At 56.1% G+C, this 16828-nt stretch carries 14 protein-coding genes and 3 tRNA genes; 1 reads left to right on the forward strand and 16 read right to left on the reverse strand.

All coding sequences use genetic code 11. From position 1 onward, the window contains the following. Nucleotides 1-2 precede the first annotated feature (2 nt). The 13 genes from rnr to nnr form a co-directional block, all read right to left on the reverse strand. Nucleotides 3-2447 (reverse strand): ribonuclease R, encoded by a 2445-nt coding sequence (gene rnr, locus M2422_RS12440; protein WP_023310140.1) that lies wholly within the window; start codon nt 2445-2447, stop codon nt 3-5. A 38-nt stretch (nt 2448-2485) separates the two neighbouring features. Further along, the gene (gene nsrR / locus M2422_RS12445; RefSeq protein WP_023334253.1) at nt 2486-2911 is read right to left on the reverse strand and encodes a nitric oxide-sensing transcriptional repressor NsrR; all 426 of its coding nucleotides are present in this window, start codon (nt 2909-2911) and stop codon (nt 2486-2488) included. A gap of 192 nt (nt 2912-3103) precedes the next feature. After that, nucleotides 3104-4402 (reverse strand): adenylosuccinate synthase, encoded by a 1299-nt coding sequence (locus M2422_RS12450; protein WP_024907332.1) that lies wholly within the window; start codon nt 4400-4402, stop codon nt 3104-3106. A 104-nt stretch (nt 4403-4506) separates the two neighbouring features. After that, nucleotides 4507-4704: a DUF2065 domain-containing protein gene (locus M2422_RS12455; protein ID WP_003855996.1), complete on the reverse strand. Its 198-nt coding sequence runs from the start codon at nt 4702-4704 to the stop codon at nt 4507-4509. 71 nt (nt 4705-4775) lie between these two features. Continuing rightward, nucleotides 4776-5780, reverse strand: coding sequence for a protease modulator HflC (gene hflC / locus M2422_RS12460; protein ID WP_023334250.1), 1005 nt, complete (start codon nt 5778-5780; stop codon nt 4776-4778). 2 nt (nt 5781-5782) lie between these two features. After that, nucleotides 5783-7042, reverse strand: coding sequence for an FtsH protease activity modulator HflK (gene hflK, locus M2422_RS12465; protein ID WP_024907334.1), 1260 nt, complete (start codon nt 7040-7042; stop codon nt 5783-5785). A 56-nt stretch (nt 7043-7098) separates the two neighbouring features. Then, entirely contained in the window at nt 7099-8379 is a 1281-nt protein-coding gene (hflX, locus tag M2422_RS12470) for a ribosome rescue GTPase HflX (protein WP_023310136.1), read from the reverse strand. Nucleotides 8380-8453: 74 nt separating this feature from the next. Next, on the reverse strand, nt 8454-8765 hold the full coding sequence (hfq, locus tag M2422_RS12475) for an RNA chaperone Hfq (protein WP_023334248.1): 312 nt from the start codon (nt 8763-8765) through the stop codon (nt 8454-8456). Nucleotides 8766-8850: 85 nt separating this feature from the next. Continuing rightward, entirely contained in the window at nt 8851-9801 is a 951-nt protein-coding gene (miaA, locus tag M2422_RS12480) for a tRNA (adenosine(37)-N6)-dimethylallyltransferase MiaA (RefSeq protein WP_064673124.1), read from the reverse strand. Next, a complete protein-coding gene (gene mutL / locus M2422_RS12485; protein WP_064673123.1) occupies nt 9794-11638 on the reverse strand; it encodes a DNA mismatch repair endonuclease MutL in 1845 nt (614 codons plus the stop codon). Before mutL ends, miaA begins: the two co-directional genes overlap by 8 nt. A 9-nt stretch (nt 11639-11647) precedes the next feature. Further along, the gene (gene amiB / locus M2422_RS12490) at nt 11648-12988 is read right to left on the reverse strand and encodes an N-acetylmuramoyl-L-alanine amidase AmiB (protein WP_033144462.1); all 1341 of its coding nucleotides are present in this window, start codon (nt 12986-12988) and stop codon (nt 11648-11650) included. A 16-nt stretch (nt 12989-13004) separates the two neighbouring features. Beyond that, entirely contained in the window at nt 13005-13466 is a 462-nt protein-coding gene (tsaE, locus tag M2422_RS12495) for a tRNA (adenosine(37)-N6)-threonylcarbamoyltransferase complex ATPase subunit type 1 TsaE (protein WP_013095283.1), read from the reverse strand. Then, entirely contained in the window at nt 13459-14982 is a 1524-nt protein-coding gene (nnr, locus tag M2422_RS12500) for a bifunctional ADP-dependent NAD(P)H-hydrate dehydratase/NAD(P)H-hydrate epimerase (RefSeq protein ID WP_064673122.1), read from the reverse strand. Before nnr ends, tsaE begins: the two co-directional genes overlap by 8 nt. Between nnr and queG the strand changes: the two genes are divergently transcribed. Next, on the forward strand, nt 14981-16120 hold the full coding sequence (gene queG, locus M2422_RS12505) for a tRNA epoxyqueuosine(34) reductase QueG (RefSeq protein ID WP_064673121.1): 1140 nt from the start codon (nt 14981-14983) through the stop codon (nt 16118-16120). The genes nnr and queG overlap by 2 nt on opposite strands. A 270-nt stretch (nt 16121-16390) precedes the next feature. On the opposite strand, the gene M2422_RS12510 is transcribed toward queG, so the two are convergent. The 3 genes from M2422_RS12510 to M2422_RS12520 all read right to left on the reverse strand — a co-directional run bounded on the left by M2422_RS12510 (nt 16391) and on the right by M2422_RS12520 (nt 16691). Further along, nucleotides 16391-16466 (reverse strand) — tRNA-Gly (locus M2422_RS12510). A 36-nt stretch (nt 16467-16502) separates the two neighbouring features. Next, nucleotides 16503-16578, reverse strand: a tRNA-Gly gene (locus tag M2422_RS12515). A 37-nt stretch (nt 16579-16615) separates the two neighbouring features. Beyond that, a tRNA-Gly gene (locus M2422_RS12520) sits at nt 16616-16691 on the reverse strand. Nucleotides 16692-16828: the final 137 nt, after the last annotated feature.

Genomic DNA, 16828 nt, shown 5'->3' on the forward strand with positions numbered 1-16828 from the left:
ATTTACTCCGCCTGCTTTTTCTTGGCCGCGCGCTTCGCTTTGGTGGCGGCAGCGATTTTCTGCGTTTTCGCGGAAGGTTTTTTCGCTGAACGGGCTTCTTTCTTCGCCGCCTTCGGCTTCTGTTTCTTCTCGCCGCGGAACGCGCTGTCCGGTTCGAAGTTTACCTTCTTGCCCGCCTGACGACGTTTACCGCCGCCCGGTTTACCGTTACCGGTTTTTTTCGCCCTTTCACGCTCGGTTTTACCGACGTTACGCGGCGCGCGCTCGCTGGAGATCAGGCTGAAGTCGATCTTACGGTCGTCCATATTCACGGCTTCGACCTTCACTTCCACACGGTCGCCCAGACGGTAGGTCTGGCCGCCAGATTCGCCAATCAGGCGCTGGCCGACCTGGTCGAAGCGGTAGTAGTCGTTATCCAGGCTGGAGACGTGCACCAGACCGTCGATGAACAGCTCGTCCAGACGAACGAAGAAACCAAAGCCGGTCACGCTGGCAATCACGCCTTTAAAGACGTTACCGACCTGATCGAGCATAAAGTCACACTTCAGCCAGTCCGCCACGTCGCGTGTTGCTTCATCGGCACGACGTTCGGCCATGGAGCAGTGCTGACCCAGCTGCAGCATCTCTTCCATCGAATAGTGGTAGCCACCGGTTTCGGTGGTGTTCCCTTTATGGCCCTGCTCCTGCGCCAGCAGATACTTGATCGCACGGTGCAGAGAGAGGTCAGGATAACGACGGATCGGCGACGTAAAGTGGGCGTAAGACTGCAGCGCCAGGCCGAAGTGTCCGCGGTTTTCCGGATCGTAAATCGCCTGCTTCATAGAGCGTAACAGCATCGTCTGCAGCATTTCTGCGTCAGGACGGTCGCCAATAGACTCCAGCAGCTCAGCGTAATCGCGCGGCTCTGGCTTGTTGCCCCCGGGCAGTTCCAGACCCAGTTCAGCCAGCACGGAGCGGAACGACGTAATGGCTTCCGTGGTCGGCTTATCGTGAATACGGAACAGCGCAGGCTCTTTGGCTTTTTCAACGAATCGTGCCGCCGAGATGTTCGCCAGGATCATACACTCTTCGATCAGCTTGTGCGCGTCGTTACGCTGGGTCTGCTCGATACGCTCAATGCGGCGTTCGGCGTTGAAGATGAATTTCGCTTCTTCGCTCTCAAACGAGATCCCGCCGCGCTCTTCCCGCGCCTGATCCAGCGTTTTGTAGAGGTTATGCAGCTCTTCGATGTGTTTGACCAGCGGCGCGTACTGCTCGCGCAGATCCTGGTCGCCCTGCAGCATATGCCAGACCTTGGTATAGGTCAGACGCGCGTGCGAGCTCATCACCGCTTCGTAGAACTTGTAGCCGGTTAAGCGCCCTTTGGTGGAGATGGTCATCTCGCAAACCATACAGAGGCGGTCAACCTGCGGGTTCAGGGAACACAGGCCGTTAGACAGCACTTCCGGCAGCATCGGCACGACCTGGGACGGGAAGTAGACCGAGGTACCGCGGCTGCGGGCTTCGTTATCCAGCGGGGTGTGCGGACGGACGTAATAGCTTACGTCAGCGATAGCGACCCACAGGCGCCAGCCACCACCGCGTTTTTTCTCGCAGTAGACGGCGTCATCAAAGTCGCGGGCGTCTTCGCCGTCGATAGTGACCAGCGGCAGGGAGCGCAGATCCACGCGGCCCACTTTGGACTCTTCCGGCACTTCTTCGCGCAGGCTTTCGATCTGATCTTCAACCGCTTTCGGCCAGATGTACGGAATTTCATGGGTGCGCAATGCCATATCAACGGCCATCGTGGTGCCCATGTTATCGCCCAGTACTTCGACGATTTTACCTACCGCTTTGGTGCGACGGGTTGGGCGCTGGGTGAGTTCCACCACCACCACAAAGCCCATGCGGGCACCCATCACCTCTTCAGGTGGGATAAGGATGTCGAAGCTCAGACGGCTGTCGTCCGGCACCACGAAGCCCACACCCGCGTCGGTAAAATAGCGGCCGACGATCTGGCTGGTTTTTGGCACCAGAACGCGTACCACGCGCGCTTCGCGGCGGCCTTTACGGTCAGCGCCCAGCGGCTGCGCCAGGATCTGGTCGCCGTGGATGCACATTTTCATCTGTTCAGATGAGAGGTACAGATCGTCCTTACGGCCTTCCACGCGCAGGAAGCCGAAGCCATCGCGGTGACCAATGACGGTCCCTTTCAGCAGATCGAGGCGTTCTGGCAGCGCGTAGCACTGGCGGCGGGTAAAGACCAGCTGCCCGTCACGCTCCATCGCGCGCAGGCGGCGGCGAAGGGCTTCAATTTGCTCTTCACCTTCAATGTTTAATTCAACGGCAAGTTCTTCACGATTGGCGGGTTTTTCGCGTTTTGTTAAGTGTTCAATGATGAACTCGCGGCTGGGAATAGGATTCGCGTATTTTTCGGCTTCGCGTTCCTGGAAAGGATCATGTGACATGTCGGTTCCTCCGTTGTCAGCTCCGGTGGAAATTTTCTTCATTCCACCAGCAATAATTTATAAAGCGGTTGATTCTCTTCAACCAAATCGGCCAGCGTGTAGTTATCCAGTTCCATGAGAAAACTTTGCACGGCCTTTGAAAGCGCCTTTTTCAGGCGGCAAGCGGGCGTGATGTGGCAGAACTCGCTGCTGCAGTTCACCAGAGAAAGCGGCTCCAGTTCACGTACCACATCGCCAACACGAATACTCTGTGCCGGTTTACCGAGACGGATCCCACCATTCTTCCCGCGGACGGCAGCAACGTATCCGGCACGACTAAGTTGATTGATTATTTTGACCATATGATTACGGGATACGCCGTAGACCTCTGTCACTTCAGAGATACTGGTCATCTTCCCCTCGGGTAACGACGCCATGTAAATCAGCGCACGTAAGCCGTAATCGGTGAAACTTGTTAACTGCACATCAACCTCAGGAAAAAGGGAAAACGCGGTCAAACCGCAGAGATATTCATTAATGATGATAAACCAGCCAGATAGTGAGCGGCTAATTTATTTGACAGACGGGGCGAAAAAGCGGAGATCCAGGAGCGGTCGCCGGATGGCGCTACGCTTATCCGGCCTACGGGTCTCCCCGCAGGCCAGCAGTCACGAAGATTATGCGTCGAACGGGTCGCGCAGGATCATCGTTTCAGTACGATCCGGGCCGGTAGAAATAATATCGATCGGCACTTCGGTCAGTTCTTCAATACGCTTGATGTAATCCAGCGCCGCCTGCGGCAGGCCGCTACGCTCTTTCACACCGAAAGTGGTCTCAGACCAGCCCGGCATGGTTTCGTAGATTGGCTCAATGCCTTCCCAGTCGTCAGCAGCCAGCGGAGTAGTGGTCACTTCGCGGCCATCTGGCATACGGTAGCCTACGCAGATTTTCACTTCTTTCAGGCCGTCCAGTACGTCCAGCTTGGTCAGGCAGAAGCCAGACAGGGAGTTGATCTGCACTGCGCGACGCACTGCAACCGCATCCAGCCAGCCGGTACGACGACGACGACCGGTGGTCGCGCCAAACTCGTTACCCTGCTTGCACAGGAACTCGCCGGTTTCATCAAACAGCTCGGTCGGGAATGGACCCGCACCCACGCGAGTGGAGTACGCTTTGATGATGCCCAGTACGTAATCCACATAACGTGGACCCAGGCCAGAGCCGGTCGCCACGCCACCTGCAGTGGTGTTAGAGGACGTTACGTACGGATAGGTACCGTGGTCGATGTCCAGCAGCGTACCCTGCGCACCTTCGAACATGACGAAATCGCCACGCTTGCGCGCCTGGTCCAGCAGATCGGACACGTCAACAACCATACCGGTCAGAATGTCAGCGATCGCCATGACGTCATCCAGCACTTTCTGGTAGTCAACAGCGTCAGCTTTGTAGAAGTTCACCAGCTGGAAGTTGTGATATTCCATCACTTCTTTCAGTTTTTCAGCGAAGGTTGCTTTGTCGAAGAGGTCGCCCACGCGCAGACCGCGACGTGCTACTTTATCTTCGTAAGCCGGACCGATACCACGACCGGTGGTGCCGATCGCTTTCGCGCCGCGCGCTTTCTCACGCGCTACGTCCAGCGCCACGTGATAATCCAGGATCAGCGGGCAGGCTTCGGAGAGCAGCAGACGCTCACGAACAGGGATACCACGGTCTTCCAGACCTTTCATCTCTTTCATCAGCGCAGCAGGAGACAGCACAACGCCGTTACCGATGATGCTGGTGACGTTATCACGAAGAATGCCTGATGGAATAAGATGGAGGACGGTTTTTTCACCGTTGATTACGAGAGTATGGCCTGCGTTGTGACCGCCCTGGTAGCGTACAACATATTTAGCCCGTTCAGTCAGAAGATCAACAATCTTCCCTTTACCTTCGTCACCCCATTGGGTGCCCAGTACGACGACGTTGTTACCCATTTTTTTCAAAATCACCGTTTGCTTAAAAATGGATTCTACCATCGCTTTTTCAGATATACAGCACTTTTTGACCTCAAAATACGCCGATTGCGCCTACTTTTTGATCAGCCAATCGTTTTCCTCAACATGTAGTAGATCACGATGCCCGCAACCACAAGACCGCCGCCAAAACGACGCAAAATATTATCCGGCAGCTGACTCATCGTGGCGATCATTCGGCGCCAGGCACGCGGATAAAGCATCGGTCCAAGACCTTCCAGCACCAGGACCAGGGCCAGTGCGAGCCAGATCGTTGAATTCATTTTTATTCCCTATAAAAGAAAACCACCGCTCCGTTGGGAGCGGTGGTTTGAATACTCAAACGAGCCTGAGTTTATCGCGTTGCGTTAGTCGGCGTCTTCATATAACGGAAGAAATCGCTGTCCGGGCTGAGCACCATCACATCCTGGTTGCTCTGGAAGCTATTCTCGTAAGCGCGCAGGCTACGGATAAAGGCGTAGAAGTCAGGATCCTGGCTGAAGGCATCGGCGAACAGCTTCGCCGCTTCGGCATCGCCTTCACCGCGCAGGATACGGCCCTGGCGCTCAGATTCCGCCAGCGTCTTGGTGACTTCGTAGTCCGCTGCGGCACGCAGCTTCTCAGCCTCTTCCTGGCCCTGTGAACGGTGACGACGGGCTACCGCTTCACGCTCGGCGCGCATACGGTTGTAAATCGCCTCGGACACTTCAACTGGCAGGTTGATCTGCTTAATACGCACGTCAACGACTTCGATACCCAGCGCAGCCATACTGTTCGGGTTGATCACCGGCACTTTACCGTTGGTCTCCGCCTGAACGCGTTCAGCCGCTTTGGCAATCGCATCATCTGCTGCCGGCGTTGAAACTTCGTCTTCAGTGCCCGCTGTACCGGAGTTCAGCGCATCGCGTACTTCCAGGGTCAGACGACCACGGGAGTCGGTCACGATGTCTTTCACATCCAGACGACCAATCTCGGAACGCAGGCGGTCAGAGAACTTACGTTTCAGCAGCACTTCTGCCTGAGAAACGTCGCCGCCGCCCGTTGCCAGGAAGTAACGGCTGAAATCGCTGATGCGCCATTTGATATAGGAATCAACGATCAGGTCTTTCTTCTCTTTGGTCACGAAACGGTCGGCCTGGTTATCCATGGTCTGGATACGCGCATCAAGCGTTTTCACGGACTGAATAAACGGTACCTTGAAGTGCAGACCCGGCTCGTAAATCACCGGGCGTTTGTCGCCATCACGCACGACGCTGCTGAACTGGAACTTGATCCCTCGCTCGCCTTCTTTCACCACAAAGATCGAGGTATAAAGCGCGACCAGTACGATGACGATGATCGCAATAACTGACTTACGCATCCTTATTCCCCCTGACGCTGGTAGTCGTTACGCTGCGCGTTAGCACGGCGTTGGTCCATAATGTCACCATCGTTCGAAGAAGGCGTTGTGTTCGTGCTGGCGCTGCCTGTTGAGGCTGGCGGCAGACGCAGCAGGTTGTTCGCGCCGCTGGTGTCGCCTTTCGCTGCTGGCGCAGAACTGCCTTTCAGCATCTGATCCAGCGGCAGAACCATCAGGTTTCCGCCTTTGTTGTCGTTAACCAACACTTTGCGGGTATGGCTCAGCACTTTTTCCATGGTCTCGATATAGAGACGCTCACGGGTAATTTCCGGTGCCGCTTTATATTCCGGCAGGATCTTCGCAAAGCGGGCCACTTCACCCTGAGCTTCCAGGATGGTCTGCGTTTTATACGCGCGCGCTTCTTCCAGAATACGCTGCGCCTGACCGTTAGCGCGTGGCTGAACTTCGTTGGTGTACGCTTCTGCTTCACGGATGTACTGCTGTTCGTTTTCACGGGCAGCAATCGCATCGTCAAATGCGGCTTTCACCTCTTCCGGCGGACGCGCAGCCTGGAAGTTGACGTCCAGCAGGGTAATACCCATGTTGTACGGACGAATGGTCTCTTCCAGCTCGCGCTGGGTATCGCTACGAATAACGGTACGACCTTCGGTCAGAATACGGTCCATGGTGTATTTACCGATCACACCGCGCAGGGCGCTGTCGGTCGCCTGACGCAGGCTGTCATCGGCGCTGGTCACGCTAAACAGATAACGCTCAGGATCGGTCACGCGGTACTGCACGTTCATCTCAACGCGCACCACGTTTTCGTCAGAGGTCAGCATCACGCCAGAGGCGGCCAGTTCACGGACGGATTCCACGTTTACCGCGGTCACATCGTCAATGAAGGTCGGCTTCCAGTTCAGACCCGGCTCAACCAGATGGCTGAACTTACCGAAACGGGTGACTACGCCGCGTTCTGCTTCTTTAATGGTGTAGAACCCGCTGGCTGCCCAGATGATGACTACCGCAGCGGCCACGATGCCCACTACGCGGCCACCCATTGGCGGGCGCGAGCTCTGAGTGGAATTGCCACCCGAGCCAGAACCTTTTCCTCCGCCAAGGCCACCAAGCTTCTTGCTCAGTTTGCGGAAGATATCATCCAGATCCGGCGGCCCCTGCTCGCGACCACCTTTGTTGCCATTTCCCTCAGAGTTGCCGCCAGGTTTGCTGCTTCCCCACGGGTCGCGGTCTTGTCCGTTATTACCGGGCTGATTCCACGCCATGTATATGCTCCATATTTGTTATGCAAGGGCGAATTATTCAGGCATCCCCTTTCTGATCAGACGATATAGTCGACCAGCGCAGGTTCTTGTTTACAGAGGCGACGCCAGTCAACGATCGGCATACGCACCTGCATCCCCACGCTGCCGTCATCCTCCATCCACTCTTTTTCTATCGCCTGAAGCTGATAAAACCGGCTGCGCAGCCTGCCTTCCTGTGGCGGCAGTCGCAGCGTGTGCTGAGCTACCTCACCGGAAAGACGTTCTGTCAAAGCCTGGAAAAGCAGTGGCACACCAATACCAGTCTGGGCAGAAAGCCAGACCCGAATCGGTTTGTTTTCTTCATCTCTGTCGATACGCGGTTCGAAATCGTCCAGCATATCGATCTTATTCATGACCAACAGCGTTGGGATCTCGTGGGCGTCGATCTCTTCGAGCACCACGTTCACCGCGTCGATGTTCTCCTGCACGCGCACGTCTGCCGCATCAATCACGTGCAGCAGCAGAGTCGCCTGTCGCGTCTCCTGCAGGGTGGCTTTAAACGCCGCCACCAGGTCATGCGGCAGGTGGCGGATAAACCCTACGGTATCCGCCAGCACCGTTTCACCGACGTCTGCGACGTCAATACGGCGCAGCGTAGGGTCCAGGGTCGCAAACAGCTGGTCTGCGGCATACACCTGGGCCTCGGTTATCTGGTTAAACAGGGTGGATTTACCGGCGTTGGTATAGCCCACCAGCGACACCGTCGGGATATCGGCTTTGGTTCGCGCCCGACGCCCCTGTTCGCGCTGTTTCTCTACACGTTCCAGACGTGAAAGGATCTGGGTAATTCGGCCACGCAGCAAACGACGGTCGGTTTCGAGCTGGGTTTCACCCGGGCCGCGCAAACCAATCCCGCCTTTTTGTCTTTCAAGGTGTGTCCAGCCACGCACCAGACGCGTTGCCAGATGGCGCAGCTGCGCCAGCTCAACCTGCAGTTTCCCTTCGTGGGTACGTGCACGCTGAGCAAAAATATCTAAAATCAAACCCGTGCGATCGATAACACGGCATTCGCAAAGGGCTTCCAGGTTGCGCTCCTGGGCTGGAGACAGCGCATGATCAAACAACACGACTGACGCGCCGGTTGCTTTTACGGCATCCGCAATTTCGACTGCTTTACCTTCACCAACAAAATACTTTGGGTGCGGCGCTTTACGGCTACCGGTAATCACCTGCATTGCTTCGACACCGGCGGAAGAGACCAGAGATTCAAACTCCTGGAGGTCTTCCATATCTTTGTCTTGCGAAAAATAGATGTGTACCAGCACCGCCTGCTCACCGGCATCATAACGGTCAAACAAGCGTAAACCTCTCTAAAAAGATCAGCGGGGAACGCAGGATCCCTGGCTCCCCGTGTGGATAACAGTGCGAAACCTTATTCGGTCTCGTCGCTGTCCTGCGCCGGCGTTGAAGAACCCTGCGCGCTGCTGCCATGATGGTAGTTACTACCAGTGCCGCCGCCAGCGTTATTGCTGTGATGAGATACCGGACGGGACGGAACAACAGTAGAAATAGCGTGCTTGTAGACCATCTGACTGACCGTGTTTTTCAACAGAATCACAAACTGATCGAAAGACTCAATCTGACCTTGCAGCTTAATACCATTCACCAAATAAATAGAAACTGGAACACGTTCCCGACGCAATGCGTTCAGGAACGGATCTTGTAAAGATTGCCCCTTAGCCATTCTATCTTTTCCTTATATGCTTGTTTTGTACTTAGAACCTTGCGATTCTGAAAAATTGCGCACGATACGTCTCAATTGTACACATTCAGTGAGCGATATCACCAACAACCTCAATCACTTCGTTTAACGCCTGTTGCGGTTTTTCACTGTCTAACCAGTGAACCCCCTCCCAACCGCGCAACCAGGTGATCTGGCGCTTCGCTAACTGTCTCGTGGCGCAAACACCTCTATAAACCATTTCATCGTATGAAATCTCACCTTCAAGATACGACCACATCTGGCGATATCCCACACAACGAATGGAAGGCATGTCCGTATGCAAATCTCCACGGGCAAATAGCGCCCGCACTTCTGCTTCAAAATCTGAAGCTAACATCTGATGAAAACGCTGCTCAATTCGCTGATGGAGCAGTTCACGGCTCGCCGGGGCGATGGCGAACTGATGCACCTGATACGGCAGAGCGTCTCCTGACGTTTGCGTCAGTTCCGTTAAAGTTTTACCCGAAATGAAAAAAACTTCCAGTGCCCGGGAAAGCCTTTGCGGATCATTTGGATGGATCCGTGCTGCAGCAACCGGGTCAATCTCCGCCAGTTGCTGATGCAAAACGTCCCAACCTTGCTCTGCCGCCTGCTGCTCAATTTTCGCTCTTATTTCCGGATCCGCGGATGGCAGAGGTGACAACCCTTCCAGCAACGCCTTGAAATAGAGCATGGTTCCGCCAACCAACAGCGGTATACGTCCCGCCGCCGTTATCTCGACCATCTCGGCTAAGGCATCCCGGCGGAAATCCGCTGCGGAATAGGCCTGAGCCGGGTCGAGAATATCGAGCAAACGGTGCGGCGCCGCACGCAACTCTTCTGCGTCAGGCTTCGCCGTGCCGATGTCCATCCCCCGGTAGATGAGGGCGGAGTCGACGCTAATCAACTCTACAGGCAAAACTTTACGCAACTCAATGGCTAGCGCCGTTTTGCCGGAGGCCGTTGGGCCCATTAAAAAAATTGCCTTAGGCAGGCTCGCCTTACTTGCGTCAATCATGTTTCAGGGCGTTCATCGCCGTTTGTAAATCAACAGGTTGTAATAACCCACCCGGCGGCGTTTTCACCAGATGCGGACAGAGGCGTTCTACCTCCGCCAGCACGCTAATGGCCTGCGCCATACTCCACGTCGCGTGTTCGCTTGCCAGATGGCGGGCGATCCACTGCGCGGTGTTGGCGGCATCAAACGACGTTTGCTGCGCCAGGTAGCCTATCAGTTCAGGAATCAAGTTTTGTAAATTTTGTTGGCGTAAGGGTAAAGGCACTGCACGAATTGTCACATGTTGTGGTTCGAGCACGGTTTCAATACCCATTTGCGCCAGCTGCGGCTCTGCGCGCTGCAATACCCTCGTTTCATCAGGGGATATTTTCAGGCGAACCGGAATTAATAACGGCTGCGCGCAGGCTGCATTTTCGCCTGGCGTAAGCTGCACCTGCTTGAGCCAGCGTTCGGCGACCGGCAGGGCCAGAAGCATCAGTTTGCCGTCACGCTCAAGCAGCGCCATATCCGGCGCGATAATCGTCAGCACCCGGCCAAAACTCTGGCTATGGCCGTCCAGAGAAGGCTGAGCGGGCTGAATGTGCTCTTTTCGCTCCACGGCGGGCGTTTCCAGCAGCTTGCGGTACAACGCTCCCTGCTGCTTCTGATAGCCCGGCTGGGCATTCGGGTAGTTCGCGCCCGTTGGACGCGGTGCGCTCCCGGCCTGGGAGAAACGCGGAGCTTCCGGTTCACGCGCGACGGCAGGCTCAGCAAAATGGTTGCGCCCTGCCGCTACACGGTTTTCAGGCAGCGGACGCGGCGCAGGGGCGTCGTTCTCCAGCGGCAGCGTTGGCGCTGCCTGCTGCTGCAACACGGCGGCCACGCCCTGATAAATGAAGTCGTGAACCAGACGCGACTGGTGGAAACGCACCTCATGCTTGGCAGGATGAACGTTTACATCCACCTGATGGGGGTCGATTTCCAGATAAAGGACGAAAGCTGGCTGCTGATCGGCCCCGAGTTTGTCTTCGCAGGCCTGGCGAATCGCGTGATTGATGAGACGATCGCGCATCATGCGCCCGTTCACGTAGCAATACTGAATTTCAGAGAACGCAGCACTGCTCGCGTTTGGATCGGCAACCCAGCCGCGTAAAGCCAGATCGCCGTGCTGCCACTCAATGGCCAGAGCCTGTTCCAGAAACGGCGTCCCGCAGATAGCGCCCAGGCGACGCTCTTTCTGTCCACCTTCCGCCACCGCGCGGTACTGGCGCATCACCTTACCGTTATGGCTGAGGTTGATGGCGACATCGAAACGGGCCAGCGCGATACGGCGAATGATCTCGTCGATATGGCCGAACTCGGTCTTCTCGGTACGCATAAACTTGCGTCGGGCGGGGGTGTTGTAGAACAGATCCAGGACTTCCAGCGTCGTGCCGACAGGGTGCGCCGCGGGTTTGACCGTCACATCCATATCGCGCCCTTCGGCGTAAGCCTGCCAGGCTTCCTGCTGTTCAGCGGTACGGGAGGTCAGCGTTAAGCGCGAAACCGAGCTGATACTGGCCAGCGCTTCGCCGCGAAAACCGAGGCTAATAATCGCTTCCAGATCGTCCAGAGAGGCGATTTTACTGGTGGCGTGACGAGCCAGCGCCAGCGCCAGCTCCTCTTTTTTAATGCCACAGCCGTTGTCGCGAATGCGGATAAGCTTCGCGCCACCGCGTTCGATATCAATATCGATGCGGGTTGCGCCCGCATCGAGGCTGTTTTCCACCAGCTCCTTCACCACCGACGCAGGGCGTTCCACCACCTCACCGGCGGCGATTTGGTTCGCGAGCTGCGGCGGTAGAACCTGAATCGGCATGAATGCTCCTTAGTTGGTCGCGGTCATCTCACCCGGCAGCGCTGCGCTGGCCGTCTGTGCTGAGCCGCTCTGCGGCGCAGACTGCAGAGGATGCGCCTCAAAATATTTACGTAAACCGTTATAAATCGCTTCGGCAATTTGCTGCTGGTAACTGTCGCTTCCCAACAGACGCTCTTCACCGTTGTTACTGATAAAGCCCGTCTCTACAAGGATGGACGGAATATCCGGGGAGCGCAGAACGCCGAGGCTTGCATGTTCCGGACGGCGCTTATGCAGCACGCCAACGCTTTGCAGCTGGTTCAATACGTTAGTGGCGACATCATACCCGACGCGCTGCGAATGACCGAACTGTAAATCCAGCACCGCCTGGCTGAGGTACGGATCGGACTGGCTGTTCGCCAGCACGTCGCCCGCGCCGCCTAACAGTTCAGACTGCTTCTCGTGCTCTTCCAGCCAGTTGGCCATTTCGCTGTTAGCGCGACGGTTCGACAGCACCCAAACCGAGGCGCCGGTGGCGCTACGATTCGGTGCGGCGTCCGCATGAATAGAGACCAGGAAGTTCGCGTTTTGCTTACGCGCCACGTCCGAGCGTCCCATTACGGAGATAAAGTAATCCCCGTCGCGGGTCAACACGCCTTTAAACATGGGGTCGTCATTGAGTAGCGAACGCAGTTTACGCGCGATAGCGATAGTGACGTTTTTCTCTCGCGTGCCGCCAGGGCCAATCGCCCCCGGGTCTTCCCCGCCGTGGCCCGCATCAATGGCGATAATCACTTTGTCACCGCTGACCGTCGCGCGTCGCGCGCTGGCCGCCGGACGCGTCACCGTATTGCTGCTGGTTGCCGCAGTAATGCGATCGTTCTGCGATTTAAACGGATTACGCGCAGGTTCAGAAGGACGCGGCGTATACACCGGTTCTTCCACGCGCTTCGCTACGACCGGCGGCGGTGGAGGCGGTGGCGGCGCGTCGGCATTGATGGTAAACACCACCGTATAGTTCGCCCCGTTTTGCTGCTTCACCGCCTTCGTTTTGCCCTTTTCGGTCAGATCAACCACCAGGCGTAACGACTGGCTATCCTGCGGCGTTCCCGAACGGATACTTTTCACCAGATTATTACCGCTGAACCGCAGCGGTAACCCCTGGATCACGCCTGTTTGTTTGATATCCAGCGCCACGCTGTGGCTGTCTGGCTGTGAGAACGCATATTCAGGGTCGCCCATAAAGCTGAACGTGATCCGGGCCTGGCTTTCGCCGTTTGATACCTGAATATCTGAGAGGTTTGCAGCCCCGGCCTGCGCGCACAGCAGCACGGTGGCAGCCAACAACCAACCTTTAACGCGATTTATCATCCCGTCATCCCTACGCTTAACCGGCCAGTCGCGCCAGTAAGGAACTGCCTGATGAGGAAACAGCACTGATGCGCGCCTCACGCCCTTGTGCCTGGTAATCTAAGTGAATTTCGACATCCGGGTCAGGCAGCACACCCGCACCTTGTTGCGGCCACTCCACCAGGCAAATGGCGTCGTTGGCAAAATAATCACGGATCCCCATAAATTCCAGCTCCTCAGGATCCGCAAGGCGGTATAAATCGAAGTGGTACACCATGAGATTTTCAAGGGTGTACGGTTCTACCAGCGTGTAGGTTGGGCTTTTCACATTCCCGTTATGCCCTAACGCCTGCAAAAAACCCCGGCTGAAGGTGGTTTTACCCGCACCTAAATCACCATACAGATAAATGACGGTTGCCCCCTGACAGGCCTGCGCCACGCGCTTGCCGAGTTCTAAAGTGGCTTGTTCATCAGGTAAAGGAATCGCTCGATTAGTCATTTTCTACGTCAATCACATCCGGGTTAACAACACGCCGCAGCGTGCAAAAAAGATCGGTGGCCAGCATGCCGCGTGTACCGTAACGCGCGGCCAGTTTATCCGCCGCGACACCGTGGGCCACGCAGCCCGCGCAGGCTGCATCATAAAGGGGAAGTTTCTGTCCAAGCAATGCGCCAATGATGCCGGAAAGCACATCGCCCATGCCGCCGCTTGCCATGCCCGCATTTCCGGCATCAATAATGCCCTGCGTCTCGTCACTGGCGACAACGGTTCCTGCCCCTTTCAAAACAGCAACACCTCCGTAACGTTTTACCAGACGCTGAGCAGAAAGTAAGCGATCGCTTTCAATTTCTGCCACGCTGCAGTTAAGCAGGCGCGCGGCTTCGCCGGGGTGTGGCGTCAGAATGCGATTGTGACGCTTATCGGGGTTTATTGCCAGAAGGTTAAGCGCGTCGGCATCCCACAGCATCGGTTTACGAAAATTCTCGACCTTTTGCAGGGCCTGTTTACCCCATGCCTGCTGCCCAAGCCCGGGGCCAATCACCACCACGTCCGCCCATTCCAGACTTTCTTCAAGCGCCTGAGGCGTAAGCTCATGGACCATCAGCTCCGGTCGGGCCCTAACGATCGGCGCAATATTCTCAATGCGAGTGAGTACTCGCACTAATCCGGCACCGCTGCGCAGAGCCGCCTCGCCGGTCATGCGAATTGCACCTGCCGTACCATGATCGCCGCCAATAATCACCAGCCTGCCGTGATCGCCCTTATGGGACGTCTGCCGGCGCGGCGGGAGCCACGCCGCAAGCTGCGAAGCATCAAAACGCGCGAGGTGCGTTTCCTGCCCGGACAGCCAGCTCTCCAGCCCCAGCGCATGGTGGTGCAGCACGCCAACAACGTCTCGTGCTTTACCGGTCAGTAGCCCCGGCTTGAGGGCGATGAAGGTTACCGTATGTGCAGCCTGAATCACCGCTCCCGGCGTCGCGCCGGTTTGTGCGATCAGGCCTGAGGGAATATCCAGGGCAACGACCGGCGCGGAATGTCCGTTAGCGTGTTCAATAAGGGCGGCAATGTTCTCGCGAGGCGCACTGCGTAGCCCGGTACCCAGCAGACCATCAACAATCAGATCCACCTCTTCCGGCCAGACGATATCAGGCGCATGAATCACACCGCCTGCGTTAAGCCACGCCTCCCGGGCCGCGCTGGCCTCTTCCGGCAGCGGTTTATCGCTCTCCAGGGCCAGCAACGTCACGCGGATACCTGCCGCAACCGCCAAACGGGCGACAACGTAGCCGTCGCCGCCGTTATTGCCGTGACCGCACAGAATCAGCCAGTGGGCGGCATGAGGGTACGCGCTGCGGGCAACGTTAAACGCCGCCTCACCCGCGCGCAGCATCAGTTCATAAAGGGTAATCCCGAGGCTGTCTGCGGCCTCTTTTTCGGCGCGCCGGAGGTCATCCGCATGCCAGATGGAATGTGGTATACTTGCGGGGTTTTTCTTCACCGTATGGTCCGTCATGTCACAGCCCCTCGATCTCAATGAATTAGCGCAAAAAATTAAACAGTGGGGTGCTGAGCTTGGCTTCCAGAAGGTGGGCATTACCGATACCGACCTCTCCGCCAGCGAGCCGAAACTGCAGGCCTGGCTGGACAAACAATACCACGGCGAAATGGAGTGGATGGCGCGTCATGGCATGATGCGCGCCCGCCCTCACGAGCTTTTGCCGGGCACATTACGCGTCATCAGCGTGCGCATGAATTATCTGCCCGCCAACGCGGCCTTTGCGCGCACGCTAAAAAATCCCTCTCTGGGTTACGTCAGCCGGTACGCTCTGGGCCGTGATTACCATAAGCTCTTGCGTAACCGTTTAAAAAAACTCGGGGAAACTATTCAGCAGCACTGTGTTTCGCTGAATTTTAGACCCTTTGTCGATTCTGCGCCTATTCTTGAGCGCCCGATCGCCGAAAAAGCCGGGCTTGGCTGGACAGGTAAGCACTCACTTATCCTCAGCCGCGACGCCGGATCGTTTTTCTTCCTGGGTGAACTGCTGATTGATTTACCATTGCCGGTAGACGGCCCGGTAGAGGAAGGCTGCGGACGCTGCGTGGCCTGCATGACCATCTGTCCGACGGGTGCCATCGTCGAGCCTTACACCGTTGATGCGCGCCGCTGCATCTCCTACCTCACTATCGAACTGGAAGGGGCCATTCCAGAGGAATTTCGACCACTTATCGGCAACCGCATCTACGGCTGCGACGACTGCCAGCTGATCTGCCCGTGGAACCGCTATTCGCAGCTCACGGACGAAGAGGATTTCAGCCCGCGTAAGGCGCTGCATGCGCCGCAGCTGGTTGAGTTATTCGCCTGGACCGAAGCCTGGTTCCTGAAAGTGACGGAAGGTTCGGCCATTCGCCGTATCGGTCATCTGCGCTGGCTGCGTAATGTTGCCGTCGCGCTGGGTAATGCCCCGTGGGATGAAGCGAATATTCGGGCGCTTGAAAGCCGTAAAGGTGAGCACCCACTTCTTGATGAACACATAGAATGGGCGATTGCGCAGCAAATAGAGAAGCGTAATGCCTGCACGATCGAGGTGCAGCTACCGAAGAAACAGCGTCTGGTGCGGGTGATTGAAAAAGGGCTTACGCGGGATGCCTGAACTATTCACAGCCTGTGAATAAAATTACAAACTCAAGCGCCATCTGGGCTGGAGAAGAGGTCAAGTGATCTCAATAACATTTTGAAATGAAAATTTATTTACTAAATACAGCGCGTTACAAAGATATTATTCACCCTGCTAAGTTTTAACCCTGTTACGGTTAAGCGTAGTTTCTGTGGATAACTCTGTTCACAAGAGTATTTCAGAGACAATAGAAAACGTCCCCAACGACTCTTTTCGCTGTGGATATTTTAGAGATGAAGAAGAATTTGGAGCGGGAAACGAGACTCGAACTCGCGACCCCGACCTTGGCAAGGTCGTGCTCTACCAACTGAGCTATTCCCGCTTGGGTGGTCCGTGCTTTAGAAGCACTTTCAAATTTTGGAGCGGGAAACGAGACTCGAACTCGCGACCCCGACCTTGGCAAGGTCGTGCTCTACCAACTGAGCTATTCCCGCTTGGGTGGTCCGTGCTTTGGAAGCACTTTTCAAATTTTGGAGCGGGAAACGAGACTCGAACTCGCGACCCCGACCTTGGCAAGGTCGTGCTCTACCAACTGAGCTATTCCCGCAAATCTGCACTGCTTTTGTTGCTGTCGTAACGTGTAATTCTCTGTCGTTACGGGAGGCGCATTATACGAGAAATCCTTTTAGCTGCAACCCCCCTTAAAGCGATTTTTTCGAAATTAAGTTCAAATGCTTAATTAAT

This window comes from Enterobacter sp. SLBN-59 (assembly GCF_024807915.1).
GTDB lineage: Bacteria > Pseudomonadota > Gammaproteobacteria > Enterobacterales > Enterobacteriaceae > Enterobacter > Enterobacter asburiae_B.